The organism is Amycolatopsis coloradensis, from assembly GCF_001953865.1.
Taxonomy (GTDB): domain Bacteria; phylum Actinomycetota; class Actinomycetes; order Mycobacteriales; family Pseudonocardiaceae; genus Amycolatopsis; species Amycolatopsis coloradensis.
Map to the genome: position 1 here is coordinate 136,952 of NZ_MQUQ01000001.1, position 25,509 is coordinate 162,460.

At 68.4% G+C, this 25,509-nt stretch carries 24 protein-coding genes and 1 tRNA gene; 10 read left to right on the plus strand and 15 right to left on the minus strand.

The features are described 5' to 3' along the window. Positions 1 to 35: 35 nt before the first annotated feature. The 3 genes from BS329_RS00655 to BS329_RS00665 all read right to left on the minus strand — a co-directional run bounded on the left by BS329_RS00655 (position 36) and on the right by BS329_RS00665 (position 3,328). Positions 36 to 1,043, minus strand: coding sequence for an SdiA-regulated/phytase-like domain-containing protein (locus BS329_RS00655; RefSeq protein WP_076154743.1), 1,008 nt, complete (start codon positions 1,041 to 1,043; stop codon positions 36 to 38). Between the two features lie 310 nt (positions 1,044 to 1,353). Continuing rightward, positions 1,354 to 2,787, minus strand: coding sequence for a GTPase HflX (hflX, locus tag BS329_RS00660; protein WP_076154745.1), 1,434 nt, complete (start codon positions 2,785 to 2,787; stop codon positions 1,354 to 1,356). Positions 2,788 to 2,830: 43 nt separating this feature from the next. Beyond that, a complete protein-coding gene (locus BS329_RS00665; protein WP_076154747.1) occupies positions 2,831 to 3,328 on the minus strand; it encodes an ArsR/SmtB family transcription factor in 498 nt (165 codons plus the stop codon). A gap of 60 nt (positions 3,329 to 3,388) precedes the next feature. On the opposite strand from BS329_RS00665, the gene BS329_RS00670 reads away from it, so the two are divergent. After that, a complete protein-coding gene (locus BS329_RS00670) occupies positions 3,389 to 4,633 on the plus strand; it encodes an MFS transporter (protein WP_076154749.1) in 1,245 nt (414 codons plus the stop codon). Here BS329_RS00670 and dapF read toward each other — a convergent pair. The 3 genes from dapF to BS329_RS00685 are packed head-to-tail and all read right to left on the minus strand — an operon-like array spanning position 4,630 to position 7,056. Beyond that, complete coding sequence (gene dapF, locus BS329_RS00675; RefSeq protein WP_076154751.1) at positions 4,630 to 5,457, minus strand: diaminopimelate epimerase; 828 nt, start codon at positions 5,455 to 5,457, stop codon at positions 4,630 to 4,632. The two genes, BS329_RS00670 and dapF, sit on opposite strands and share 4 nt — an antisense overlap. A gap of 10 nt (positions 5,458 to 5,467) precedes the next feature. Next, a complete protein-coding gene (gene miaA / locus BS329_RS00680) occupies positions 5,468 to 6,370 on the minus strand; it encodes a tRNA (adenosine(37)-N6)-dimethylallyltransferase MiaA (RefSeq protein ID WP_208619117.1) in 903 nt (300 codons plus the stop codon). Further along, the gene (locus BS329_RS00685) at positions 6,367 to 7,056 is read right to left on the minus strand and encodes a class III extradiol dioxygenase subunit B-like domain-containing protein (protein WP_076154753.1); all 690 of its coding nucleotides are present in this window, start codon (positions 7,054 to 7,056) and stop codon (positions 6,367 to 6,369) included. The genes miaA and BS329_RS00685 overlap by 4 nt, the downstream gene beginning before the upstream one ends. Positions 7,057 to 7,291: 235 nt before the next feature. Between BS329_RS00685 and BS329_RS00690 the strand changes: the two genes are divergently transcribed. After that, entirely contained in the window at positions 7,292 to 8,605 is a 1,314-nt protein-coding gene (locus BS329_RS00690) for a DUF349 domain-containing protein (protein ID WP_076154755.1), read from the plus strand. Between the two features lie 323 nt (positions 8,606 to 8,928). Here the strand turns inward: BS329_RS00690 and BS329_RS00695 are convergent, their stop codons facing one another. Further along, positions 8,929 to 9,390, minus strand: a complete 462-nt coding sequence (locus BS329_RS00695) for an Rv2732c family membrane protein (protein WP_084749287.1) — start codon at positions 9,388 to 9,390, stop codon at positions 8,929 to 8,931. Beyond that, positions 9,387 to 10,901, minus strand: a complete 1,515-nt coding sequence (gene miaB, locus BS329_RS00700; RefSeq protein WP_208619130.1) for a tRNA (N6-isopentenyl adenosine(37)-C2)-methylthiotransferase MiaB — start codon at positions 10,899 to 10,901, stop codon at positions 9,387 to 9,389. The genes BS329_RS00695 and miaB overlap by 4 nt, the downstream gene beginning before the upstream one ends. Before the next feature lie 16 nt (positions 10,902 to 10,917). Between miaB and BS329_RS00705 the strand changes: the two genes are divergently transcribed. Next, the gene (locus tag BS329_RS00705) at positions 10,918 to 11,829 is read left to right on the plus strand and encodes a TAXI family TRAP transporter solute-binding subunit (protein ID WP_076154759.1); all 912 of its coding nucleotides are present in this window, start codon (positions 10,918 to 10,920) and stop codon (positions 11,827 to 11,829) included. On the opposite strand, the gene BS329_RS00710 is transcribed toward BS329_RS00705, so the two are convergent. Together BS329_RS00710 and BS329_RS00715 are read right to left on the minus strand one after the other, a co-directional pair. Further along, positions 11,819 to 13,222 (minus strand): sensor histidine kinase, encoded by a 1,404-nt coding sequence (locus tag BS329_RS00710; RefSeq protein ID WP_076154761.1) that lies wholly within the window; start codon positions 13,220 to 13,222, stop codon positions 11,819 to 11,821. The genes BS329_RS00705 and BS329_RS00710 overlap by 11 nt on opposite strands. A gap of 4 nt (positions 13,223 to 13,226) precedes the next feature. Then, positions 13,227 to 13,916 (minus strand): response regulator transcription factor, encoded by a 690-nt coding sequence (locus BS329_RS00715; protein ID WP_076154763.1) that lies wholly within the window; start codon positions 13,914 to 13,916, stop codon positions 13,227 to 13,229. Between the two features lie 383 nt (positions 13,917 to 14,299). Between BS329_RS00715 and BS329_RS00720 the strand changes: the two genes are divergently transcribed. From BS329_RS00720 to BS329_RS00740, 5 genes are all read left to right on the plus strand, one after another. Beyond that, positions 14,300 to 15,028 carry an amino acid ABC transporter ATP-binding protein gene (locus tag BS329_RS00720; RefSeq protein WP_174720529.1) on the plus strand — a complete coding sequence of 243 codons (729 nt, stop codon included), beginning with the start codon at positions 14,300 to 14,302 and terminating at the stop codon, positions 15,026 to 15,028. A 56-nt stretch (positions 15,029 to 15,084) separates the two neighbouring features. Next, on the plus strand, positions 15,085 to 15,942 hold the full coding sequence (locus BS329_RS00725; RefSeq protein WP_076154767.1) for a glutamate ABC transporter substrate-binding protein: 858 nt from the start codon (positions 15,085 to 15,087) through the stop codon (positions 15,940 to 15,942). Positions 15,943 to 16,026: 84 nt separating this feature from the next. Next, positions 16,027 to 16,722: an amino acid ABC transporter permease gene (locus tag BS329_RS00730; protein ID WP_208619118.1), complete on the plus strand. Its 696-nt coding sequence runs from the start codon at positions 16,027 to 16,029 to the stop codon at positions 16,720 to 16,722. Further along, entirely contained in the window at positions 16,719 to 17,624 is a 906-nt protein-coding gene (locus BS329_RS00735) for an amino acid ABC transporter permease (RefSeq protein WP_076154769.1), read from the plus strand. The genes BS329_RS00730 and BS329_RS00735 overlap by 4 nt, the downstream gene beginning before the upstream one ends. Before the next feature lie 122 nt (positions 17,625 to 17,746). Continuing rightward, a complete protein-coding gene (locus BS329_RS00740) occupies positions 17,747 to 18,190 on the plus strand; it encodes a class I SAM-dependent methyltransferase (protein ID WP_076154771.1) in 444 nt (147 codons plus the stop codon). 203 nt (positions 18,191 to 18,393) lie between these two features. Here the strand turns inward: BS329_RS00740 and BS329_RS00745 are convergent. From BS329_RS00745 to BS329_RS00765, 5 genes are all read right to left on the minus strand, one after another. After that, positions 18,394 to 18,465, minus strand: a tRNA-Arg gene (locus BS329_RS00745). A gap of 405 nt (positions 18,466 to 18,870) precedes the next feature. Further along, positions 18,871 to 19,623: a succinate dehydrogenase/fumarate reductase iron-sulfur subunit gene (locus BS329_RS00750; RefSeq protein ID WP_076154773.1), complete on the minus strand. Its 753-nt coding sequence runs from the start codon at positions 19,621 to 19,623 to the stop codon at positions 18,871 to 18,873. Continuing rightward, the gene (locus BS329_RS00755; protein WP_076154775.1) at positions 19,620 to 21,536 is read right to left on the minus strand and encodes a fumarate reductase/succinate dehydrogenase flavoprotein subunit; all 1,917 of its coding nucleotides are present in this window, start codon (positions 21,534 to 21,536) and stop codon (positions 19,620 to 19,622) included. The genes BS329_RS00750 and BS329_RS00755 overlap by 4 nt, the downstream gene beginning before the upstream one ends. 51 nt (positions 21,537 to 21,587) lie before the next feature. After that, positions 21,588 to 22,418, minus strand: a complete 831-nt coding sequence (locus tag BS329_RS00760) for a hypothetical protein (protein WP_076154777.1) — start codon at positions 22,416 to 22,418, stop codon at positions 21,588 to 21,590. Further along, positions 22,415 to 22,702 carry a hypothetical protein gene (locus tag BS329_RS00765; RefSeq protein ID WP_076154779.1) on the minus strand — a complete coding sequence of 96 codons (288 nt, stop codon included), beginning with the start codon at positions 22,700 to 22,702 and terminating at the stop codon, positions 22,415 to 22,417. The genes BS329_RS00760 and BS329_RS00765 overlap by 4 nt, the downstream gene beginning before the upstream one ends. 263 nt (positions 22,703 to 22,965) lie before the next feature. On the opposite strand from BS329_RS00765, the gene edd reads away from it, so the two are divergent. Then, the gene (gene edd, locus BS329_RS00770) at positions 22,966 to 24,855 is read left to right on the plus strand and encodes a phosphogluconate dehydratase (protein ID WP_076154781.1); all 1,890 of its coding nucleotides are present in this window, start codon (positions 22,966 to 22,968) and stop codon (positions 24,853 to 24,855) included. Beyond that, a complete protein-coding gene (gene eda, locus BS329_RS00775) occupies positions 24,852 to 25,472 on the plus strand; it encodes a bifunctional 4-hydroxy-2-oxoglutarate aldolase/2-dehydro-3-deoxy-phosphogluconate aldolase (protein WP_076154783.1) in 621 nt (206 codons plus the stop codon). Before edd ends, eda begins: the two co-directional genes overlap by 4 nt. Positions 25,473 to 25,509: the final 37 nt, after the last annotated feature.

Here is a 25,509-nt window from a genome sequence, read left to right on the forward strand (position 1 = left end):
GACCCGGCAGGCTTCGGCCGACTCGTCGCTTCGGGTCAGGCACGCCGTTTACGGAGCCTGCCGACCAGGAGGAAGCCGCCGATCACGACGATCGCGGCGATACCGACCTGCACGTACGGGAAAGTGGATCCCTGGCCCTCGCCACCGGCCGCGGACGTCCCGCCCGAAGTCCTGCCCTCGGACTTGGCCACGGCGAGGGCGGCCGCACCCTTCACCGCGCGGATCTGCTCTCCGACGCCCTCCCCGCCGGACAGCAGGGTCCCGTCCGGGTCGAAGGCGAGCGCCTCCCCCTGTTTTTCGTTCGGCAGGGGCACCCGTACGGGTTCGCGTCGCAACGCGCCCGCCAGGTCTCCGTCGGTGACGGCATAGAGATAGGCGTCTGTGTAGGTACGCAACGCGACCACCGAACCGTCGGCCATCGACGCAGCCCCGGTCACCGTCATCGAGCCGATCGACCCGGCGGGCCCGCCCGTCGTCGAAGTCTCCTTGATCTGCAACGACCCCACGCTTTCCAGCGGCGTCGGGCCGGGACTGGCGAGCGGGCCGGTGGGCCGGTACACCTTCGAGTCGCCGAACAGGTCCTTGGTGATCAGGTACGGGGTACCCGAGCGGTCCATGATCAGTGCTTCGACGTCGTGCTGCCCGTCGGGATAGGTGAGCCGGTGCAGGGTCGCCTTGCCCTGCGGGGTCAGCGAGATCAGCGCGACCGTGTCCCGCTTCTTGCGGTTGTCGCCGGTGTCGGAAAGCCAGAACGTGCCGTCCGCGGTGCGGGCGAGGTCCTCGGGATCGTAGGGATCCGTCGGGGCCGAGATGACCTTCTGGACCTTGCAGTCCCGGCCGAGGACGAAGACCTGCGTCTTGGTTCCGCCGTCGTTGAGGGCGTACAGGCGCTCGCCGTCCGAAACGAGACCGGACAACTCGCTGAGCCGGGACTCGCGGTTCACGCACACCGGCTGCGGTGCCGGTACCTCCTGCGCCGCGGCGGGAGCGGTCCCGCCGATGAACGCCCCCAGCACGATCGCGGCCGCGACAATCCCCCGCACATCCACCTCCGTACCGTGGAACCCCTGAAACCCCACACTACGGAGACGTCCGGGACGACGCGCAGTTCGGTGCGAACGCTGAGATGGGGCGGAATGTCGCGTAGGCCACGTTCGACCCGAGGCGACTCCCTGGTCACCTGAAGTACGTGAAGGTCGAGTTTCCTCGGCTGAGCCGCGTGAAGGGGGCCTTCACGCGCCATCGCTGTGACTGGTGGGCCAGTGGTGCTACCTGCGAGTGTTCCAACGCCGTGAAGGCCTCCTTCCCTACCTCGAGAGTAGGGAAGGAGGCCTTCACGGACCTGCTGCTTGCTTACAGAGCCGAGCCGTCCGTTTGGAAGTCGCTCAGCGCGGCGGCCAGTTCGGGCCGTCCCCGGACGAGCAACCGGGTGCCGGTCTCGACGTGTTCCTCTTCCAGCACCTCGCCGTCGGCGTGGGCGCGGGAGACGAGTTCGCCTCGCGAGTACGGGATCAGTGCCTCGACCACGATCTCCGGCCGCGGCAACCGCTCCGCGATCACGTCGGCCAGCTCCGTGATGCCGGTGCCGGTCCGCGCCGACACCTGCACCGAACCGGCCATCTGGTGCCGCAACCGGACCAGCGACACCTCGTCGGCGGCGTCGGCCTTGTTGATCACCAGCAGCTCCGGCGGGAGCGGCTCGGAACGGCGTTTGGTGATCTCGGCGAGCACCTCGCGCACCGCGTTGACCTGCTCTTCCGGCGTCGGGTCGGCACCGTCGACGACGTGCACGAGCAGGTCGGCGCTCGCCGCCTCCTCCAGCGTCGAGCGGAACGCGTCCACCAGCTGGTGCGGCAGGTGCCGCACGAAACCGACGGTGTCGGTCAGCGTGTACGTGCGGCCGTCGGGTGTCTGCGCCCGCCGGGTCGTCGGGTCCAGCGTGGCGAACAGCGCGTCCTCGACCAGCACCCCGGCGCCGGTCAGCGCGTTGAGCAGGCTCGACTTGCCGGCGTTGGTGTAGCCGACGATCGCGACGCTCGGCACCTCGTTGGCCACCCGGCGGCCACGTTTGGTCTCGCGGATGGTGTCCATCGCGGCGATCTCCCGGCGCAGCTTCGACACGCGTTTGCTGATCCGCCGCCGGTCGGTTTCGAGCTTCGTCTCACCGGGACCACGCAGACCGACGCCGCCGTTGGCACCGCCCGCCCGGCCACCGGCCTGCCGGGACAGCGCCGCACCCCACCCGCGAAGCCGCGGGATCAGGTACTGCAGCTGGGCCAGCTCGACCTGCGCCTTGCCCTCCTTGGAGCGGGCGTGCTGCGCGAAGATGTCGAGGATCAGGGCGGTGCGGTCGATGACCTTCACCTTGACCTTCTCCTCCAGCTGGCGTAGCTGGCCCGGCGAAAGTTCACCGTCGCAGATGACCGTGTCGGCACCGGTGGCCACCACGATCTCGCGCAGTTCCTTGACCTTGCCCGAGCCGATGTAGGTGGCGGGATCCGGGCGGATCCGCCGCTGCACCAGGCCTTCCAGCACCTCGGAGCCCGCTGTTTCGGCGAGCCGGGCGAGTTCGGCGAGCGAGGCCTCGGACTGGAGGGCACTGCCCTCGGTCCACACACCGACCAGAACGACGCGCTCCAGGCGCAGCTGCCGGTATTCGACCTCGGTGACATCCGCGAGTTCGGTGGACAGGCCCGCTACCCGGCGGAGCGAGGCGCGGTCCTCGAGCTCCAATTCGCCGGTCGAAGGGTCCATGTCGTTCAGATCGTTGTGTGTCAGTTCCGTCATCGTGCCTCCATGGTCCCACGTTTCGGCGGCGGGACCGAATTCATTACCTACTGGGATATTTCGACAGGTAGATGGCCGTGCGTTTCGCGTCGGGATCCAGCGGCCGGGTGATGAAGTCGTCGAGCAGCTCCATCAGCCGCTCTTCGAACTCGGCGATCTGCTCGTCCGGTACCTGGACGACCATTCGTGTCTGCTGCACGTGGTCCAATCCCACATCGGCGATCTCGGCGAGATAAGCCTCGAAGATCGCCTGATCGATCCCCCTGTCCCGGGCATCAAGATGCCAGGACAACCCGGTCGAGCGATACGGAATTTCTTTCGCGCCGCGTGTGCCGCGTCTCGGGGGGAGCGCTTCGAGGAACCCTGTGTCGACGAGACGGCGCACGTGATGCAGCGTCGTCGCCGGGTCTCGATCGAGACGTTCGGCGAGTTCCTTGTTGGTCAGCGCCTCCGAGTAGGTCAACCGGATGATGCGCAGCCTTATTCCGGACGCCATCGCGGCGATCTCGGCTTCGGTCGCGTCGCGTCGCGGGGTAGCCACAGGGACAGCCTAGAGCGAAAGTGATTGACAGTTTCCAATCACTCACGCCAAGGTGGCGTCGTGCGCAGAGACTCCCTCTTCTTCCACGCGGACTTCCGGCGGCTCTGGGCGGGCGACACGGCCAGTCAGGCGGGCGCTTTCGCGGGCCACACGGTGATTCCGCTGCTCGCGGCCACCGTGCTGGCCGCGACGCCGTTCCAGATGGGACTGCTGACCGCGGCCGAGACGATCGCGTTCCTGATCATCGGGCTGCCCGCCGGGGTATGGGTGGACCGGATGCGGCGCCGCGTGCTGATGCTGCGCGCCGACTTCGTCCGCGTGGTGCTGCTGCTCAGCATCCCGGTCGCCTGGTGGGCGGGGGTCCTGACCCTGACCCAGCTCATCGTGGTGGCCACGCTCGTCGGCGCCGCGACGGTGTTCTTCGACGTCGCGTACCAGTCGTATCTGCCGAGTCTGGTCGGCCGGGAGCATCTCCTCGAAGGCAACGCGAAGCTCCAGGCCAGCCAGTCCGTGGCTTTCCTGACCGGTCCGGGTATCGGCGGCGGGCTGGTGCAACTCGTCGGTGCGGCCAACGCCGTGCTCACGACCGGACTCGGTTTCCTCACCTCGGCGTTGTTCCTGCTGCGGATCCGCACCGTCGAACCGGAGCCCGAGCGGCACGAAGACACGAGGCTGCTCCCCCAGATCGTCGAGGGACTGCGGTTCGTGTTCACCGACACCGCGCTGCGTGCGATCGTCGCCTGCACGGCGACAGCCAACCTGTTCAACGGCGTCTTCGTCGCGGTGGAGATCCTGTTTCTGAACCGGGAGCTGGGACTTTCCCCGGCGGCCGTCGGCCTCGTGCTCGCGATCGGCGGGGTGGGCGGCATCACGGGCGCGATCTTCGCCAACGCCATCACCCGAAGGATCGGGCAGGCCAGGTCGATCTGGCTCGTTCCGCTGCTGACGTGGCCGTTCTACCTGCTGCTACCGCTGGCCGCGCCGGGCTGGCGGATCATCCTGTTCCCGGTGGCCATGATGATCGCCGGGTTCGGGATCATCGTCTACAACGTCGCGCAGGTCTCCTACCGGCAGGCCGTCTGCCCGGACCGGCTGCTCGGCCGGATGAACGCGAGTGTGCGGTTCGTCGTCTGGGGGATGCTGCCGCTGGGCGGGCTGCTCGGCGGTGTCCTGGGTGAGGTGATCGGGATCCGGGCCACGCTGTGGGTCGCCGCGGCAGGCGAGACCGCGGCGCTGCTGTGGGTGATCTTCTCGCCGATCCGGAAGCTTCGCGACCTGCCCAAGGAGCCTGTCGCCGTCGGCTAAGCGCCGAGCCCGGCCCACCAGGCTTCGTCGAGTTCGCCGCGCGCGACGATCTCGGCGGGACCGGTGAGGGTGGACGCGCCGCGGCGCACCTCGACCACCACGCGGCCGCCGGGGATGTCGACGGTCGCTTCGCCGGTGTCGGTGCCCGCGAGGTGCAGGGCGGCCGCCACCGCGGCGACCGTGCCGGTTCCGCAGGACCGTGTCTCACCGACGCCGCGTTCGTGGACGCGCATCTTCAGCGCGTTGTCCCCCAGGAGGTTGATGAACTCGAGGTTCACGCCGTCCGGGAACACGTCGGAGTCGAAGTCGGGCTGGTCGCGCAGGTCGAGTTCGTCGACGTCGTCCTCGACGACCGACACCAGATGCGGGTTGCCGACGTTCACGGCGACTCCGGAGAACGGCTTCCCGGCGACCACGGTGACCGAGGTGCCGGTGATCGTCGCCGGTCCCATCAGCACGGTCACCGAACCGTCCGCGTGCAGCTGAACGGGCCGGTCGCCCGCTCGGGTGCCGATGACGAAATCGCGTTCGGTCACGAGTCCGGAATCGACCAGGTAACGCACGAAGACCCGCACGCCGTTGCCGCACATCTCGGCGATCGAACCGTCGGCGTTGCGGTAGTCCATGAACCATTCGCCACCGGACTCGACATCCAGTGCGGCCGAGCGCACCACGCGCAGCACACCGTCGGCCCCGAGACCACGCTGGCGATCGCACAGCGCCGCCACCCGCGCTTCGGTCAGCTCGAGGCGGCCGTCGGGGTCGGGAAGCAGCACGAAATCGTTCTGTGTGCCGTGCCCCTTAAGGAATTCGATGCCGCCCATGGTGCTCAGGTTACTGGGCCGTCGCCTCGAGGACGCGCTCGGCCAGCCGCTCCGAACCCCCGTCGAACCACTCGATGCGCTTGTCCCGCCGGAACCAGGAACGTTGCCTCCGCACGAATCTCCGGGTGGCCTGCGCGGTGGCGTCCGCGGCGGCCTTGAAATCCTCGTCACCGTCGAGTGCCGCGATCACCTGTTGGTAGCCCAGCGCCCGTGACGCGGTGAGGCCGTCACGAAGCCCTTGGCCCAGCAGGGTCCGGACTTCGCCGACGAGTCCGGCGTCGAACATGAGCTCCACCCGGCGGTCGACGCGGGCGTCGAGTTCGGCCGGTTCGCGGTCGATGCCGATCAGGACCGTGTCGTAGCGCGCGGGCCCCGGTTTCGGGAGGTTCGCCGAGAACGGTTCGCCGGTGATCTCGATGACCTCCAGCGCGCGCACGACGCGGCGGGTGTTGGTCGGCAGGATGGCCGTGGCGGCGACCGGGTCCAGTCCGGTGAGCCGGTCGTGCATCGCGGCGACGCCGATCTCGTCGGCCTCGGCGGTCAGCCGGGCGCGGACGGCGGGGTCGGTGCCCGGGAACTTGAGGTCGTCGAGCACGGCCTGGATGTAGAGCCCCGACCCACCGGTGAGGATCGGCACGCGGCCGGCGCCGAGGAGTTCTTCGACGCGTTCGCGCGCGTCGCGCTGATACGCGGCGACGGACGCCGTCTCGGTGACGTCGAGGACGTCCAGCAGGTGATGCGGCACGCCTCGCCGCTCCTCGGCGGTCGCCTTGGCCGTCCCGATGTCCATCCCGCGGTACAGCTGCAACGCGTCGGCGTTGACCACCTCACCCCCGAGGGTGAGGGCGAGTTCGACCGCCAACGCGGTCTTCCCGGTCGCCGTGGGGCCGACGACCGCGACCGGCCGGATCACGCGTGCTCCCAGACGGCGACGTGGTAACCGACCCCGAAGGGCGCTGCCGAATAGAGGACGTCGGCGGTCCATTCGCCGTCCGCCGCCAGCCCGGCGAGGACCTGCCAAGGCGCGCGGCCACCGGCCCCGAGTTCGGCGGCGAAGTCCGGATCGAGCCCGGCCAGCCACCCGGCGTCGGCCCTGTCCAGCGCGTCACGGACTCGCGTGTCGAAGAACCCCGCTCGTTCGTCTTCACCGCCGGGGGAACGCGGACCATGGCGGCTCGAACCGTCACCGAGCACCAGCACCGCGGCGGGCTCGCCCAGTTCACGTCCGAGCAGTTCGCACTGGTCAGGCGGAGTGCCGGGATCGACGAGGCGGACACGGGCGGACGTCGCGCCACCCTGCTCGCGCAACCAACCGGCCACGAGCGCGGGCAACGGCAGCTCCGTTTCGGGCGTTGTCACCCGGCCGAGTGAGACACCGAGGTCGACGCCGAAACCGCGGAAAGAGCCGCTCGCGAGTTCCGGGACCTCCGGTGCGCCCGCCGCCGCGCCGATGACGAGCCAGTCTTCAGAAGCGCTGGTCAGGCGGCGCACGGCTTCGAGACAGGCTTCGCGCAGCTCGGCGCACTCGTCGGCCGCTCCGGCGGCCAGTTCGGGGATGAGCAGCGGGGGTTGCGGGAGCACGGCGACACGGCGGATCACGGCCGCCGACGTTACCTTCCCTCGCCCGGACGACCGGCAACCCACCGACACAACGGGTCCACCGGAAGTAGGATCACTGCTCTCTGGTGATTCATCCGGTTCCACGGTGGACGCTGAGCTGCTTGAATGCCGCAAGGGGTTGATACCCCCGAAGCACGACGGCAACGCATTACCCGGCCCCGCCGCTTGGCGGGGCGCCCGCGCCAGCGGGCGTACAGGCGATAAGGAGCCTGCGATGGCCCAGGAGAACACGTCCACCGGTACCCCGGCTCCGCACCCGGTGCCGCACGCGCTCGGTGGCGGGCACCCCACACCCCCCGTGCCGCCCGCCGAGCCCAGCCCATCCGCTTGGGGCAGGGTCGACGACGAAGGAACGGTCTACGTCAACACGCCCGACGGCGAACGCGCGGTCGGTGTCTGGCAGGCCGGGAGCCCGGACGAGGGTCTGCTCCACTACGCGCGCCGGTTCGACGACCTGCGCACCGAGGTCGAACTGCTGGAGACGCGGCTGGAGTCCGGTGCCGGCGATCCGAAGCACGCGCTGGCGACGGCCACGCAGTTGCGTGACGGCCTCGCCGAAGCCGCCGTGGTCGGCGACATCGCCGCGCTGGGCGGACGCATCGAACAGGTCATCGCCCACGCCGAAAAAGCACTGGCCTCGGCCAAGCAGGAACGGGAAGAGGCCCGCGCGGCCGCCGTCGTCCGCAAGCAGGCCCTCGCCGACGAGGCCGAGAAGCTCGCCGCCGAGTCGACCCAGTGGAAGGCGGCGGGCGACCGGCTGCGCGCGATCCTGGACGAGTGGAAGACCGTCAAGGGCGTCGACCGCAAGACCGACGACGAACTGTGGAAGCGGTTCTCCAAGGCCCGCGAGGCGTTCAACCGGCGCCGCGGCTCGCATTTCGCCGAGCTGGACAAGCAGCGCGCGGGTGCCAAGAACCGCAAGGAAGAACTGATCGCCGAGGCCGAAGCGCTTTCGGAGTCCGAGGACTGGGGCGACACGGCGGGCCGCTACAAGGACCTGATGACCGAGTGGAAGGCCGCCGGGCGCGCGCCCAAGGACAGCGACGAAGCGCTCTGGCAGCGTTTCCGCGCCGCGCAGGACAAGTTCTTCGCACGCCGGTCCTCGGTGTTCTCCGAGCGGGACGCCGAGTTCGCGACCAACGCGCAGCGGAAGGAAGAACTACTCGTCGAGGCCGAGAAGATCGACCCGGCCGCGAACCTCGACGCGGCGAAGAACCACCTGCGCAAGATCCAGGAGCAGTGGGACGAGATCGGCAAGGTCCCGCGTGAGCGCATCCGCGAACTGGACGGCCGCCTGAAGGCCGTGCAGGACGCGGTCAAGTCGGCCGAGGACAGCAAATGGCGGCGGACCGACCCCGAGGCGCAGGCCAGGGCGGCGCAGTTCCGGGAGCGGGTCGAGCAGTTCGAGTCGCAGGCGGCGAAGGCCCGTGCGGCGGGCGACGAGCGGCGCGCGAAGAAGGCGGACGAGCAGGCCGCGCAGTGGCGTGAGTGGCTCGAAGCGGCTGAGGCCGCCATCGCGGACCGGTAGGCCGGGACCGGCTCACCGCCTTGTCAGCGGGTGAAGTACATGAAGGCCCCCTTCATGTACTTCACCCGCTGACAAGAGTGGCAAGGGCTGCGATGAAGGACGCTTTCATAGCGAAATTCGCTATGAAAGCGTCCGATCCCTCCGCGCGGTTGATTCCACTGTGGAGGGACACATCGCCGTGCTCGACTTCGATCGAGAACCAGACACTGATTCCCCACCCTGCCGGCCGAACTCGACGTTCTCCCTGAGGCTCAGGCCTACCACCCCGAGACGGCGCTTTACGCGAGCGCCTCCACGTCCGGCAACCTCACCTTGCGCGTCGGCTAGCTCCGAGAGAAGGCGGCACGCATCCAATAGATGGCCAGTGCGACGGTGGCGAACCAGGCGAGGATCATCCCGAAGCCAGGGCCCCCACCGGCCGCGCCGGTGGCGTGCGAAGACTGCTGCGACCAGATCGCGAGCATCCCGTCGACCGAGGCGAACCAGCCGCCCGCGGCGCAGACCCAGGCCAGCCACCAGCGCCGGGTCACCAGCGCGACGGCGGAGGCGAGCACCCCGATGCCGGTGGAGGTCGCGGCGAACAGCTGCGGGATCCCGCCGCCGCGGCCGAGCAGCACCTCCCAGCCGGCGTGCTCGCCGACCCACGGCAGCAGCTGGGCGATCAGCAGCACGAACGCCAGCACGGCGATGGAGAACCCGCGCCTGCCCAGGTCGATCGTCTTGGCCGCGCGCTGGCCGACCTCGTTGATCTCGGCGGCGAGTTCGTCGATCTTCGGTTCGGTCACAGTGCACATCCGCTCACCGGTTCCGGCGCGACGGCCGGGGCACCGAAGCCCGGCAGGCCCAGCGTCACGCCGTTGGTCTTCGGCCGGAGCCCGGCCTCGGAGTTGTCGCCCGCCTTGGTCCGGCGGTGCAACAGCAGGTCGCCGTCGGCGACGAGGTGGTGCGGGGCGCCGTAGGTCACCACGGTCTCGACGACGTCGCCCGGCCGGACCGAGCGGTCGACCAGCGGCCCTGTCGGCGTGAAGTGGACGAGCCTGCCGTCGCGGGCACGGCCGCTCAGGCGCCTCGTCTCGGTGTCCTTGCGGCCTTCGCCGGAGGCGACCAGCAGCTCGACCCGGCGGCCGACGATCTTCTTGTTCTCGGCCCAGGAGATGTCGTTCTGCAGTTTCACGAGCCGTTCGTAGCGCTCCTGCACGACCTCCTTCGGCAGCTGCCCGGCCATCTCGGCGGCCGGCGTGCCGGGCCGGATCGAGTACTGGAACGTGAACGCGCTGGAGAACCGCGCCTGCTCGACCACGTCGAGCGTGGACTGGAAGTCTTCCTCGGTCTCGCCGGGGAAGCCGACGATGATGTCGGTGGTGATCGCGGCGTCGGGCATCGACTCGCGCACGCGGTCGAGGATCTTGAGGTAGCGCGCCGAGCGGTAGGACCGCTTCATCTCGCGCAGCACCCGGTCCGAGCCGGATTGCAGCGGCATGTGCAGCTGGTGGCACACGTTCGGCGTCTCGGCCATCGCGTCGATGACGTCCTCGGTGAACGCCGCCGGATGCGGCGAGGTGAACCGGACACGCTCCAGCCCGTCCACCGAACCGCAGGCGCGCAGCAGCTTCCCGAACGCGAGACGGTCGCCGAATTCGACGCCGTAGGAGTTCACGTTCTGCCCGAGCAGCGTCACTTCGAGTACGCCTTCGGCCACTAGCGCCTGGACCTCGGCCAGGACTTCGCCGGGGCGGCGGTCGCGTTCCTTGCCACGCAGTGCCGGGACGATGCAGAACGTGCAGGTGTTGTTGCAGCCCACCGAAATCGACACCCAGCCCGCGTACGCCGACTCGCGGCGCGCGGGGAGCGTCGAAGGGAAGGTCTCGAGTGCTTCGAGGATCTCGACCTCGGCCTCGGCGTTGTGCCGCGCGCGCTCCAGCAGCGTCGGCAACGCGCCGATGTTGTGCGTGCCGAACACGACGTCGACCCAGGGCGCGCGTTTGACGATCTCACCGCGGTCCTTCTGCGCGAGGCAGCCGCCGACGGCGATCTGCATACTCGGCTTCGCGGTCTTCTGCGGCCGGATATGCCCCAGGGTGCCGTACAGCTTGTTGTCCGCGTTCTCCCGCACCGCGCAGGTGTTGAACACGATCAGGTCGGGTGTGGCCTCGCCGTCACCCGGTACGTAGCCGGCGTCCTCGAGCTGCCCGGCAAGACGTTCGGAGTCATGCACGTTCATCTGGCAGCCGAAGGTGCGGATCTGGTAAGTGCGCGCGCTCATCTCGCCTTCGAGGGTACGCGGACGGGGTTCCATGGCACGATCGACCCTCATGAGGAGACCACGGGTACTGGCGGCGGTGGCCGCCGTGGTCTGCGTCCTGGTCACCGGGTGCGGACCGGATCTGTCCGGCTCGCGCGTCCGCATCGCGGCCGGGCTGAACGGCGGCGTCTACGACAAGCTCGCCGAGCCACTGGCCGACGCCTGGGCGGCGGAACTGGACTCCGCGCGCCCCGAGGTCCAGGAGACCCAGGGCTCGCCGGACAACATCAGCCGGGTGCGCGCGGGCAAGGCCGACGTCGCGTTCGTGGCCGCCGACGTCGCCACCGAGAACACCGCCGGGCTGGCCGCGCTCGCCCGCGTCCACGACGACTACCTGCACGTCGTCGTCCGCGCCGATTCGCCGATCACCTCCTTCGCCCAGCTGCGCGGGCGCAAGGTCGCGATCGGTTCACCGGACTCCGGCGTCGAATACCTGTCGAAGCAGCTGCTGAAGGTGTCCGGGCTGACCGGCGCGATCGACCGGCGCAACCTCGGGCTCACCGAAGCGCTGCCCGCCCTGGAAAACCGGCAGATCGACGCCGTCATCTGGTCGGGTGGCGTGCCCACGCCGTCGATCACGGAGCGCGTGCGGACGGTGGGCCTGCGGCTGCTCGACATCACCGACCTGGCGGACGCGCTGCGGGCGACCAGCCCGGTGTACCGCACGGCCACCATCCCGGTGACGGCCTACAACCTCAAGACGCCGGTGACCACGCTCGTGCTGCCGAACTTCCTGGTCGTGCCGTCTTCGATGTCGGACGACCTCGCGGAGGCCCTGGTGCGCGGGCTGTTCGACGCGCGCGGTGCGCTGGCGAAGGCGGCCGGAGCGGCGTTGTCGATCGACATCCACCCGGCCATCGAGACGGCCCCGCTCCCGTTGCACCCCGGAGCGCTGCGCTACTTCCGCTCGCTCAAGGATTGACGACCGGCAGGGTCACGGTCACTTCGAGACCGCCGCCCTCGGGTGAGCCGAGCCGCAGCGAGCCTCCCGAGCGGACCGTGATCTCGGTGACGATCGCCAGGCCCAGCCCGGACCCGGGCACGTTCTGATGCGCGGTGCTGCGCCAGAACCGGTCCGCCGCCCGCTCGAGTTCCTCGTCGCGCAGGCCCGGCCCGTGGTCGCGGACGGCGATGTCCACCTTCCCGTCCGTGGCGGTGACGGTGACCCGCACCTCGGTTCCCGGTCCGCTGAACTTCATCGCGTTGTCCAGCAGCGCGTCGAGGACGACTTCGAGCCCGCGCGCCGGGGTGAGCACCCGCAGGCCCGCGCCGAGCCCCGACGCGACCAGCGCGATTTCCCGCGTCTCCCCGACCACCGTCCAGTCGGCGATGCGGGCACCGACCATCTCGTCGAGGTCGACGGGTACGAGTTCGCCACCGGAGGCCTCGGCGCGGGCCAGCGACAGGAGTTCGTCGAGGATCTGGTTGAGCCGCCGCGCGTCCACGACAGCGGCTTCGAGGTCGGCCGCCGCCAGGTCGTCGTCGACGTGCCCGCCGAGGTTGCCGAGCCGGATCTTCAACGCGGTCAACGGGTTCCGCAGCTGATGGGAAGCGTCGGCGACGAAGGCGCGCTGCGCCGAAAGCGCCTCGTCGACGCTCGCGGCCATCCGGTCGAAGGACCGTTCGAGCTGCCGCAGTTCCGGCGGCCCGCCCGTCTCCCCCACCCGCTGGACCTCCCGGCCGCTGACGACGGCGGCGACCAGTTCCCCGGTCGCGTCGTCGAGTCTGCGCACCGGGCGCAGGATCCAGCGCACCACCGGCACCGCGACGACCAGCGCCAGGCTGAACGCGAGCACCGCGCCCGCCGCGATGAGCAGCCACCACCACAGCAACGCGGCGCGGGCCTTCTCGGTCGAGGAGGAGGTGATCACCGCGCCCCGCACCTCGCCGTCGATCAGGATCGGCTCCGCGATCACCAGCGGCTCGGAGTTCCACGGCATCAGGATCGGCCCCGGCTCCGACCGCCTTCCGGCCAGCGCGGCCTGCACATGCGAGGCGATGACGTCGCTTTTCAGATCGATGCCGGTGGCCGGCCCGTTGAGCGCCTTCGCGACAATCTCGCCGTCCTGGTCGACGACCATCACCGGCACGTCGTAGACCTCGGTGTAGCGGCGGAGTTCGTCCTCGATCAGGCCGGGCCGGTTCTCCACCAGCGGACGCTGGGCCAGCGACGCGAAGCGGGAGGTGTCGGTGAGACGGTCGAGGAAGAGGTCGAGCTGCGCACTGGCCGCCACACTGAGCGCGAGCGGGATGCCGAGGCCGAACACGAGCGCCGCGACCAGCGTCAGCACGATCGCCTGGAGCCGGACGCGCACCGGTTCAGCCCTCTTCGGCCGGGCCGTAGGCACCGCCGAGTCGATACCCGACGCCGCGGACGGTCTCGATCAGCGCGGGCCTGCCCAGTTTGGTCCGCAGGGTCGCGACGTGGACGTCGAGCGAGCGGCTCTCGGCCGGGCCGCGGTGCCCCCAGACCTCGTTCAGCACGTGGTCGCGGGCGCAGACCGCGCCGCGAGCGGTGACCACCAGCGCGAGTACCTGGAACTCCTTGCGGGACAACGAAACCGGCTGGCCGTCGACCTGCACCTCATGCCGCCCGATATCGACCGACACATCACCCGCCCGAATGACACCCGCCGGTTCGGGCGCGGCCGGGCGTTCGCCACGGCGACGGCGCACGGCCTCGACGCGGGCGACGAGTTCGTCGACGTCGTAGGGCTTCACCAGATAGTCGTCGGCACCGGATCGCAGGCCCTGGATCCGGTCGTCGACCTCTCCCCGCGCCGAAACGACGATCACCGCGACATCGCTGACCGCGCGGATCCGGCGGCACAGCACCATCCCGTCGATGTCGGGCAGACCGAGGTCGAGCAGCACGACGTCGACCTCGTGCACCAGTTCGAGCACCCCGGCGCCGGAGGCCAGGCGTTTGATCGTCAGGCCACGCCGGGTCAGCGCGGGCGTCAAGGCGCCCGCGACCCGGTCGTCGTCCTCCACCAGCAGTACCCGCACCCGTGTTTTCCCTTTCACGCCGTCCCCGCACCGCGACGACTGGAGAACGACTCTATGGGGTGAGTCACCTTTCGCGCTGCCCGTATCGCTCGGCCATCCGGCCTAGTGCGCGGCCCGCCCGGTCACGATGCGTCACAGATCTTGTGTGACCCCGGTTACGAGAGACCCCTGTCTTGTCTAGGCTGATCAGCGCCGGACGGGCGTGGACCGGGCCGTCCGGCGGCTTGAGAACGATACGGACTTGAAACCCTAAGTATTGGTCAAGCCGCCTTTACAAGCGGTCCGACGGGAGTAGGTTTCCGCCATCGCGTGGTGCCTGACCCCGCAGTCCCCTGCAAACGAACGCTCCTGGAGGCCAGATGACCGCGGAGGTGGCGGCGCCGATGATCAAGGCGGCCGCCGTGAACAAGTACTTCGGCGACCTGCACGTGCTCAAGGAGATCAACCTCGAGGTGCCGCGTGGGCAGGTCGTGGTCGTGCTCGGGCCGTCCGGATCTGGCAAGTCGACGCTGTGCCGGGCGATCAACCGGCTGGAGCCCATCAACTCCGGTGAGATCGCGGTGGACGGTGTTCCGCTGCCCGCCGAAGGAAAGGCGCTGGCCGCGCTGCGCGCCGACGTCGGCATGGTGTTCCAGTCGTTCAACCTGTTCGCGCACAAGACGATCGTCGAGAACGTCATGCTCGCGCCGATGAAGGTCCGCAAGGTCAACTCGGGCGAGGCCCGCAAGACCGCGATGGACCTGCTCGAGCGCGTCGGCATCGCCAACCAGGCGGACAAGTACCCGGCGCAGCTGTCCGGCGGGCAGCAGCAGCGGGTGGCGATCGCCCGCGCGCTCGCCATGCGCCCCAAGGTGATGCTGTTCGACGAGCCGACCTCGGCACTGGACCCGGAGATGGTCCAGGAGGTCCTCGACGTGATGACCACGCTCGCGAAGGACGGGATGACGATGCTCGTCGTCACCCACGAGATGGGCTTCGCGCGGCGCGCGGCGAACCGGGTGGTGTTCATGTCCGACGGCGAGATCGTCGAGGACTCCACACCGGACGAGTTCTTCACCAAGCCGAAGACGGACCGCGCCAAGGACTTCCTCGGCAAGATCCTGACCCACTAAGGACTTCCCCGCCGGCTGGTAAGGCTGGAACAAGATTCGGAAGGAAACTGAGAAGAATGCGGTTGAACCGAGTTCTGCGAATGAGCGCGGCCGTCGTGGCGGCCGGTCTCGCCCTCTCCGCCTGTGGTGGCGGCGGGTCGGACGCCGGCAGCGGCTCCGGCGGCGCCAAGAACCTGGTGGCGAAGGCCAAGAACGACAAGAAGTTGACCATCGGCATCAAGTTCGACCAGCCCGGCCTCGGCCAGAAGCAGGCCGACGGCACCTACGCCGGTTTCGACGTCGACGTGGCGAAGTACATCGCCAAGGAGCTCGGCGTCGAGGAGTCGGCGATTTCCTGGAAGGAAGCGCAGTCCGCGCAGCGTGAGGACCTGATCAAGAAAGGCGAGGTCGACTTCATCGTCGCCACCTACTCGATCACCGACAAGCGCAAGAACGAGGTCTCGTTCGCGGGCCCGTACTTCATCGCCCACCAGGACCTGCTGGTGCAGGCGGAGAACACCGACATCACCGGCCCGGAGTCGCTGACCGGCAACAAGAAGCTCTGCTCGGTCAAGGGTTCCACCCCGGCGCAGAACGTCAAGGACAAGTACGCCAAGGAAGTCCAGCTTCAGGAAGTCGGCAAGTACACCGACTGCGTCACCTCGCTGCTCAACAAGACCGTCGACGCGATGACCACCGACGACGTCATCCTCGCCGGCTACGCCGCGCAGCAGCCCGGCAAGCTGAAGCTGGTCGGCAAGGGCTTCACCGACGAGAAGTACGGCGTCGGCCTGAAGAAGGACGACACCGAGAGCGTCACCGCGATCAACAACGCCATCAAGAAGATGCAGCAGGACGGCGCGTGGAAGGCCGCTCTGGAGAAGAACGTCGGCCCGTCGGGCTACAAGATCCCCGAGCCCCCGGCCATCTCCTGACACCCGGCTCTCTGAGCCGCTGAACCAAAGGAATCGAACGGTGCGCCGTGTACCGCGGCGCACCGTTCCCATACCGAGGCTGGGTTGAGCACCTTGTTCGATTTCCTCGACAATCCCGATTACGACTTGCTCGGCGCCTTCTGGATGACGATCAAGCTGACCTTCTTCTCCGCGATCGGCTCCCTGATCTGGGGAACCATCCTGGTGGGGATGCGGGTGAGCCCCGTTCCGATCATGCGGGCGTTCGGCACCGCCTACGTCAACATCTTCCGGAACACCCCGTTGACGGTAATCATCGTCTTCACGTCGCTGGGATTGTCCTCCACTCTGGGGCTCAACCTGGCCTCGTCGGACTCGACGACGTCGTTGGAGGACAACTTCTTCCGGCTCGCGGTCCTCGGCTTCATCGCCTACACGGCGACGTTCGTCTGTGAGTCGCTGAGGTCCGGTATCAACACCGTCCCGGTCGGGCAGGCCGAAGCCGCTCGCGCGCTGGGCCTCGGCTTCTTCCAGGTGCTGACGCTCATCGTGCTTCCGCAGGCGTTCCGGTCGGTGATCGCACCGCTGACCAACGTGATGATCGCCCTGTTGAAGAACACGACGGTCGCGTCCGTCATCGGTGTGGCCGAAGCGGCGCTGCTGATGTCGGCGATGGTGGAGAACGAATCCGACGCGCTTCTGCCGGTCTTCTTCGTCTTCGCCGCCGGGTTCGTCGTCCTGGTCCTCCCCCTCGGCCTCCTGCTGGGCTGGGTCGCCAAGAAGGTCGAGGTCAAGCGATGAGCACACAGGCTGTCCTTTACGACGCCCCCGGCCCGAAGGCACGGGCACGGAACTGGCTCTACAGCGTTCTTTTCGTCCTCGTCCTGGCATTGGTCGCCTATTACGTCTACGTGGGCTTCGACGAGAAGGGCCAGTGGGCCGGAGCGCTCTGGAAGCCCTTCATCGACGGTTCGACGTGGACCCAGTTCCTCCTTCCCGGTCTGCTCAACACCTTGAAGGCGGCCGGGCTGTCGATCGTGATCGCGTTGCCGATCGGAGCGCTGCTGGGCATCGGCCGGATGTCGGAGCACAAGTGGATCCGCGTCCCGGTCGCCGCCATCGTCGAGTTCTTCCGGGCGATCCCGGTGCTCCTGCTGATGGTCTTCGCGGCCGCGTTCTACTCCTTCTACACGGACATCGACGCGGAGATCCGGCCGCTGTTCGCCGCGGTGACCGGTCTGGTGCTCTACAACGGTTCGGTCCTGGCCGAGGTCTTCCGCGCGGGCATCCTGGCACTGCCCAAGGGCCAGGCCGAAGCCTCGTCCGCACTGGGCCTGCGCAAGACCCAGACGATGATCAACGTGCTGCTGCCGCAGGCGGTCACCCTGATGCTGCCCGCATTGGTCAGCCAGCTGGTGGTCATCCTCAAGGACACCGCACTGGCCGGGCAGCTGACGATCAACTTCGATGAGCTGATCCGCGCTTCGGGACCGCTCACCGGTCTGTACGGCAACACGATCCCGAGCCTGATCGTCGTCGCGATCATCTTCATCGTGCTGAACCTGCTCCTGACCAAGCTCGCGAGCTGGCTGGAGAACAAGCTGGCACGGCGGAAGAAGGCACCTAAGGGCACGAAGCCGTTGCACGACGCTCCGGCCTCGGTCGTCAACGCCACCGACTTCAACACCGGTCGCGCAACGTAGCTCCGCAAGTACATGAAGGCCCCCTTCCTTGCGCCTAGGTACAGGAAGGGGGCCTTCATGTACTTCGGGATACGCCTCTTGGTCCTGTCGGGACAGTGACCCAGTCGGCTAGCGTCGGCGCTATGGCGGACCAGGCCACGACGCTGCTCGAAGCGCTGCCGGACCTGGCGGGCAGGTCGGTCCTGGTCGTCGGATGCGGCGATGGCCGCTACCCCCGGCTGTTCCGCGGCAAGGGCGCGCGCCGCGTTGTCGGGGTCGACGCGGACCAGGTCCTCATCGCGGCCGCGCAGCGCGAAGAAGAGCGCGATCCGATCGGGATCTCCTACGAGGTCCATCAGGTCGCCCGTTTACCGGTGATGGGCACCTTCGACATCGTCGTCGCGTTCGTGGACGCCCCCGACCATCTCGGCCGGATCGCCGCGAGTCTCGTACTGGGCGGGTTGCTCGTGGTCGTCGCCACGAACGGCCTCACGATGGAAGAGGGCTTGCGGGACAACGGCTTCCAGGACATCGTGCTGCATCGCCACGAACGCGGCGACGTGCACAGCGCCCGCAAGGCGTCCTGAGTCGCGCACCCTGGTGTCGAGCCAGGCTGGCCGGGGCTATGAATCCCGGCCGGTCACCGGACCGTGCGCGTTCTGGCGGTGCGGGGCACACGGACCCCGCACCGCCGCACCGGACGACGGAACAGATTTCCCCGCCGTGCCGGGGGTTTGGCCTGGAACGCGGTCCGGTGCACACTGCGCACCGGACCGCTTCGTTCCAGAAGTACCCCTGCCAGGAATCGAACCTGGACCCCGGCGTTCGTAGCGCCGTACTCTTTCCGTTGAGCTACAAGGGTTCACCATGAAAGAGCCGCCCGATTCGGTTTCCCGAAGGGCGGCTCCACGTTTGCGACGTCGTGCTACGACGTCGGCGGGGAGCCGTTTTTCTCTTCCATGCCAAGGAAGAGGCGGGCCGTGCGGCGCGGCGTCATACGTCCTCCTCGGTCGGTGTGCGGTAAGTGTGCAACGGGCGGTTGAGTGGCGGCAAACGATTAAGCTCATGGGTGAGCGAGGCGTCTGGCTGTCACCGATGTCCTCCGTGGCACGTGGTCATCGTCGCGAGTCGACCCGGGGCAACCTCGGATCATGGTCGTATTGATGAAGGAATCGGGACGTCGAGTGTCCCGATTCCTTCATCAACGAACCCCGTAGGTACCTGAACGCTGGTGGTTCTCACCGCCATCACCACTCACGAGCCGGTGCTACTTGTCCCGCCGGAACAGTTTGTTCCCCAGCCACACGATGGGGTCGTACTTCCGGTCCGCGACGCGTTCCTTCATCGGGATCAGCGCGTTGTCGGTGATGTGGATGCCCTCCGGGCACACGTCCGAGCAGCACTTGGTGATGTTGCAGTAGCCGAGTCCGTGCTCCTCCTGCGCCTCGTCACGCCGGTCGGCGACGTCGAGGGGGTGCATCTCGAGTTCGGCGATCCGCATCAGGTACCGAGGCCCGGCGAAGGACTCCTTGTTCTCCTCGTGGTCGCGCACGACGTGACAGGTGTTCTGGCACAGGAAGCACTCGATGCACTTCCGGAACTCCTGCGAGCGCTCCACGTCGACCTGCTGCATCCGGTACTCCCCCGGCTTCAGCTCCGGGGGCGGTGTGAACGACGGGATCTCGCGGGCCTTGGCGTAGTTGAACGACACGTCGGTCACCAGGTCGCGGATCACCGGGAACGTCCGCATCGGTGTCACGGTGATGACCTCGTCCTCGGTGAAGGTCGACATCCGCGTCATGCACAGCAACCGCGGTTTGCCGTTGATCTCCGCCGAGCACGAACCGCATTTGCCCGCCTTGCAGTTCCACCGCACCGCCAGATCCGAGGCCTGGGTGGCCTGCAACCGGTGGATGATGTCGAGGACGACCTCGCCCTCGTTGACCTCGACGGTGTAGTCCTGCAGATCACCCGAATCGGCGTCGCCGCGCCAGACCCGGAAACTCGCCTTGTAACTCATGCCTGGCTCCCGGGGTGCGACGTCAGTTCTTCGTCGGTGTAGTACTTCCCCAGTTCGGACAGTTCGAACAGCTCCAGCAGGTCCTGCCGCAGCGGGGTCTGCGCCTTGACCTCGATGCCGATCTCCGGCACCACCGGGTTGCCGCCCGGACTCGCCGAACACACCAGGAGCTTGTTGCGCCACTGGGCGTCCATGCCCGGATGGTCGTCACGCGTGTGCCCGCCCCGGCTTTCGGTCCGCAGCAACGCGGCCCGCGCCACGCATTCGCTGACCATCAGCATGTTCCGCAGGTCGACCGCGAGGTGCCAGCCCGGGTTGAACTGCCGGTGCCCTTCGACGGTCACGCGCAGGATCCGCTCCCGGAGTTCACCGAGCTTCGCCAGCGCCCGCTCGATCTCCTCCGATTTGCGGATGATGCCGACGAGATCGTTCATCGACTGCTGCAGTTCGGTGTGCAGGCTGTACGGGTTCTCCTCGACACCGTTCTCCGGCGGATCGAACGGGGCGAGCGCCATTTTCGCGGCGGCGTCCACATCGGACTGACTGACCGACGGACGGTCCTTCAGCTCCGCGACGTAAGAAGCGGCGCCGAGCCCCGCCCGGCGGCCGAAGACGAGCAGGTCCGACAGCGAGTTGCCGCCGAGCCGGTTCGATCCGTGCATCCCGCCCGAGCACTCACCGGCGGCGTACAACCCCGGCACGCTCGACGAAGCGGTGTCCGGGTCGACCTCGATGCCGCCCATCACGTAGTGACAGGTCGGGCCGACCTCCATCGGCTCCTTGGTGATGTCGACGTCGGCGAGCTCCTTGAACTGGTGATACATCGACGGCAGCCGTTTGCGGATCTCCTCCGCGGGCAGCCTGCTGGCGATGTCGAGGAAGACCCCGCCGTGCGGCGATCCCCGGCCTGCCTTGACCTCGGAGTTGATCGCGCGCGCCACCTCGTCCCTCGGCAGCAGGTCCGGGGTGCGCCGGTTCTTCTCCTGGTCGGTGTACCAGCGGTCGGCCTCTTCCTCACTGTCCGCGTACTGCCCCTTGAACACCTCGGGGATGTACTCGAACATGAACCGCCTGTCCTCGGTGTTCTTGAGGACACCGCCGTCACCCCGGACGCCTTCGGTGACCAGGATCCCCTTCACACTCGGCGGCCAGACCATGCCCGTCGGGTGGAACTGGACGAACTCCATGTTGATGAGCTTCGCCCCGGCCCGCAGTGCCAGCGCGTGCCCGTCACCGGTGTACTCCCACGAGTTCGAGGTGACCTTGAACGACTTCCCGATACCGCCGGTGGCCAGCACCACCGCCGGCGTCTCGAACAGGATGAATCGGCCGCTCTCGCGCCAGTACCCGAAGGCACCCGAGATCCGGCCGTCCTCGGTGAGCAGTTCGGTGACCGTGCATTCGGCGAAGACCTTGATCCGCGCCTCGTAGTCGCCAGTCTCCTTGAAGTCCTCTTGTTGCAGCGAAACGATTTTCTGCTGCATCGTACGGATCAGTTCGAGGCCGGTGCGGTCACCGACGTGCGCCAGGCGCGGGTACGTGTGCCCGCCGAAGTTGCGCTGGCTGATCCGGCCGTCGGCGGTGCGGTCGAACAACGCGCCGTAGGTCTCCAGTTCCCAGACCCGGTCCGGCGCCTCCCTGGCGTGGAGCTCGGCCATCCGCCAGTTGTTGAGGAACTTCCCGCCACGCATGGTGTCGCGGAAGTGCACCTGCCAGTTGTCGTTCGAGTTCGCGTTGCCCATCGACGCCGCGCAGCCGCCTTCGGCCATCACCGTGTGCGCCTTGCCGAACAGCGATTTGCACACCACCGCGACGCTGAAGCCGCGTTCTCGGGCTTCGATGACCGCGCGGAGACCTGCGCCGCCGGCACCGATCACCACCACGTCGTAGTTGAACGTTTCGACCTCGGTCATAGAGAGAGCCACCTCAAAGCTTGTCGCCGGGGACGGGAGATTCCCTCGCCGCTAGTTGATGAACCGCAGATCCGAGATCGCACCACTGGCCACGAGCATCACGTAGAGGTCGGTCAGCACGAGTGTGCCGAGCGTCGTCCAGGCGAGCGCCATGTGCCGGGTGTTGAGCTTCGTGATCTGGGTCCAGATCCAGTAGCGGACCGGATGTTTCGAGAAGTGTTTGAGCCTGCCGCCGGTCACGTGACGGCACGAGTGGCACGACAACGTGTACGCCCACAGCAGGATCACGTTGCCGGTCAGCACGATGTTGCCGAGCCCGAAACCGAACCCGCCGTCGATGCCGTGGAACGCGGTGATCGCGTCGTAGGTGTTGACCAGCGAGACGACCACGGCGACGTAGAAGAAGTAGCGGTGGACGTTCTGGATGATCAGCGGCAGCCGGGTCTCACCGGTGTACTTCGCGTGCGGTTCGGCTACCGCGCAGGCGGGCGGCGAGAACCAGACGGCCCGGTAGTAGGCCTTGCGGTAGTAGTAGCAGGTCAGCCGGAAGCCCAGCAGGAACGGCAGGACCAGGAAGCCGAGCGGGATGAAGCCCGGGAGTTCGCCGAACCAGGCCCCGAAGTGCCGGGAGCCTTCGACGCAGGATTCCGAGACGCAGGGCGAATAGAACGGCGTCAGGTAGTGGTATTCGGGCACCCAGTAAGCGGTGCGGACGAAGGCCCTGATCGTCGCGTAGATGATGAAGGTGGAGAGGCCGAGGACGGTCAGCAGCGGGGAGAGCCACCACCGGTCGGTGCGCAGCGTTCGTTCGGCGATCCGGGCCCGCGACGGTGCGCGGACCCCCGTACCCCGTCCGGCCTCTTTGCCGGCGGGGGCGCTCACCGCTGGTCGCGCTTGTAGCCGCCGACGCCTTCGTCATCGGCGCCGTGCCAGAGCGCCGGGTCGTAGGGCGTATCGGGTATTTGGACCCGGTCGGCGGCCTTCGCCTGCGCGGGCACCGCGTTCGGGGTCGTGTCGAGATCCGTCGCGTCGATGTCGAGTCGCTCCACGTCGTTCGCCAGGCGTCGTACCGCCGAAGCATCGCCGTATCGGGACCGCAGCGCGCCGACGCACTGCCTCAGCTGACCGATGGCTCGCCGAAGCTCGGCGATCTCTGTGGTGGACATCGGTACCTCCCGATGGTCGGTTCGGTTGGCCGCTTGAGCCTGAGAAGGCCGGCGATCCTCGCCGTCTCGACTCTGCCGCGCGTTGTGCAATGTGACAAGTAGCACAGTGGAACCTAGGTGCGTGACGGAGATCACGCGAGTCGATCTTCTGTATCGATTTTGATCCGCGCTTTCCGTCGAGGTACTGTGGCCACTGTCACGACCCAGCGGCGCCAGCGTTGCCGTCCCGCGGACCACCACGACCAGTGATCCGGAGCCGGACAATGAGCACCGCCCCGAACGTCCACCCCATCATCGCCGAAGTCACCGAACGCGTCATCGCCCGCAGCGCCGAGACCCGCACCGCGCACCTCCGGCGCGCCGAGGCCGCCCACGACGAGGGCCCGATGCGGCGCGGACTCGATTGCAGCAACCTCGCCCACGGCTTCGCCGCGATGGAGGGTGTCGACAAAGCGGCACTGCGCGCCGTGCGGGCGCCGGGCGTCGCGATCGTCTCGTCCTACAACGACATGCTTTCGGCGCACCAGCCGATGCAGGAGTACCCCGGGTTGCTGAAAGGTTCGGTCCGCGAAGCGGGCGGGGTGGCCCAGTTCGCCGGTGGCGTGCCCGCGATGTGCGACGGCGTCACCCAGGGCCGCCCGGGGATGGAGCTGTCGCTGTTCAGCCGCGAGGTGATCGCGATGTCGACCGCGATCGCGCTGTCCCACGACATGTTCGACGCGGCGCTGCTGCTCGGCGTCTGCGACAAGATCGTGCCGGGCCTGCTGATCGGCGCGCTGTCCTTCGGGCACCTCCCGGCGATCCTGGTACCGGCCGGGCCGATGAACTCGGGCCTGCCGAACAAGGAGAAGGCGCGTGTGCGCCAGCTCTACGCCGAGGGCAAGGCGACCCGCGAAGACCTGCTGGACGCCGAAGCGGCTTCGTACCATTCGGCGGGGACGTGCACCTTCTACGGCACCGCCAACTCGAACCAGATGGTCGTCGAGGTGATGGGCCTGCACCTGCCGGGCGCCAGCTTCGTGCAGCCGAACTCGCCGTTGCGGAAGGCGCTCACCGAAGAGGCCGGGCGTCGCGTGGTGAAGCTTTCCCGCGGCGAGGAGTACACGCCGGTCTCACGGGTGATCGACGAGAAGGCCGTCGTCAACGGTGTCATCGCCCTGCTCGCCACGGGTGGCTCGACCAACCACACGATGCACCTGGTCGCCATCGCCGCGGCCGCGGGCATCCAGCTGACCTGGGACGACTTCTCCGACCTGTCGTCGGTGATCCCGCTGCTGGCACGTGTCTACCCGAACGGCAGCGCGGACATCAACCACTTCCACGCCGCCGGCGGCGTCCAGTTCCTGGTCGGCACACTGCTCGACGCGGGCCTGCTGCACGAGGACGTCCAGACCGTCGCCGGACCGGGCCTGCACCGTTACCGTCAGGAGCCGATCCTGTCCGAGGGCGAACTGGTCTGGCGTGACGTCCCGACGCGCAGCCTCGACGAGGACGTCCTGCGGCCCGTGTGGCGGCCGTTCGCCGCCGACGGCGGACTGCGGATGGTCGCGGGCAACCTCGGCCGCGCGGTGATCAAGGTGTCCGCGGTGGCTCCGGAGCACCGGGTCGTCCAGGCTCCCGCGCGGGTGTTCACCGACCAGAAGTCCTTCAAGGACGCTTTCGAGGCGGGCGAGCTGGACCGCGACGTCGTCGTGGTCATCCGGCAGCAGGGCCCGCAGGCCAACGGGATGCCGGAGCTGCACGGCCTCACCCCGGCGCTGGGGGTGCTGATGGACCGCGGGCACCACGTGGCGTTGCTCACCGACGGCCGGATGTCCGGCGCGTCCGGCAAGATCCCGGCGGCGATCCAGGTGACCCCGGAAGCCGCTGTGGGCGGCCCGATCGCGCGGATCGCGGACGGCGACACCATCCGCCTCGACGCCAAGGCCGGGACGCTGGACGTCTTCGTGGGTGACGAAGAACTCGCCCGTCGTGAACTGGTGGACTCCCCGCCTTCGGAGGCATCCTGGACCGGCACCGGCCGGGAGCTGTTCGCGGCGCTGCGCCGCGCGGTCGGCCCCGCCGACCAGGGCGCGAGCGTGTTCGGACCGCTCACGCCGGAACACTTCGGCGCTCCGGCGCACACGTTGACCCCTGTGGAGGTAACCCAGTGACCACCGGCGCCGACCTGCTCGGCCTGTCCCCCGTGATGCCCGTCGTCGTCCTCGACGACGCCGCCGACGCGGTCCCCACCGCGCGGGCACTGCTCGCGGGCGGGATCGGCGTGATCGAGCTGACCCTGCGCACCCCGGCGGCACTCGCCTCGATCGAGCGGATCGCCGCGGAGGTCCCGGAGATCGTGATCGGCGCCGGCACGGTCACCGCACCGGAGCACGCCAAGCAGGCCGCCGACGCCGGCGCGAAGTTCCTGGTGACCCCGGGCTGCACGGACTCGGTCCTGGACGCCGCGTTCGACACCGGACTGCCGTTCCTGCCGGGCGCGAGCACGGTTTCGGAAGCGATGCGGCTGGCCGAACGCGGGCTGACGGCGCTGAAGTTCTTCCCCGCCGAGGCCAGCGGCGGCGTGGCGTACCTGAAGTCGATCGGCGGGCCACTGCCCGGGCTGCGCTTCTGCCCGACCGGCGGGATCACCGTGAAGACCGCTCCGGACTACCTCGCATTGTCCACTGTGGGCTGCATCGGCGGTTCGTGGCTGACGCCGAAGGGCGCTTTGGCGGCCAAGGACTTCGGAAAGATCGAGGCTTTCGCCGCGGAGGCGTCGAAGCTTTGACCGGTTGCCAGTGAAGGCCACCCGCGTTGGGTGGCCT

Coding starts and splice junctions, on each gene's coding strand:
- hflX (WP_076154745.1), bottom strand. CDS start 2,787: ATGACGGAACTGACACACAACGATCTGAACGACATGGACCCTTCGACC.
- dapF (WP_076154751.1), bottom strand. CDS start 5,457: ATGGGCGGCATCGAATTCCTTAAGGGGCACGGCACACAGAACGATTTC.
- BS329_RS00690 (WP_076154755.1), top strand. CDS start 7,292: ATGGCCCAGGAGAACACGTCCACCGGTACCCCGGCTCCGCACCCGGTG.
- miaB (WP_208619130.1), bottom strand. CDS start 10,901: ATGGAACCCCGTCCGCGTACCCTCGAAGGCGAGATGAGCGCGCGCACT.
- BS329_RS00705 (WP_076154759.1), top strand. CDS start 10,918: ATGAGGAGACCACGGGTACTGGCGGCGGTGGCCGCCGTGGTCTGCGTC.
- BS329_RS00720 (WP_174720529.1), top strand. CDS start 14,300: ATGATCAAGGCGGCCGCCGTGAACAAGTACTTCGGCGACCTGCACGTG.
- BS329_RS00725 (WP_076154767.1), top strand. CDS start 15,085: ATGCGGTTGAACCGAGTTCTGCGAATGAGCGCGGCCGTCGTGGCGGCC.
- BS329_RS00735 (WP_076154769.1), top strand. CDS start 16,719: ATGAGCACACAGGCTGTCCTTTACGACGCCCCCGGCCCGAAGGCACGG.
- BS329_RS00740 (WP_076154771.1), top strand. CDS start 17,747: ATGGCGGACCAGGCCACGACGCTGCTCGAAGCGCTGCCGGACCTGGCG.
- BS329_RS00750 (WP_076154773.1), bottom strand. CDS start 19,623: ATGAGTTACAAGGCGAGTTTCCGGGTCTGGCGCGGCGACGCCGATTCG.
- BS329_RS00755 (WP_076154775.1), bottom strand. CDS start 21,536: ATGACCGAGGTCGAAACGTTCAACTACGACGTGGTGGTGATCGGTGCC.
- BS329_RS00765 (WP_076154779.1), bottom strand. CDS start 22,702: ATGTCCACCACAGAGATCGCCGAGCTTCGGCGAGCCATCGGTCAGCTG.
- edd (WP_076154781.1), top strand. CDS start 22,966: ATGAGCACCGCCCCGAACGTCCACCCCATCATCGCCGAAGTCACCGAA.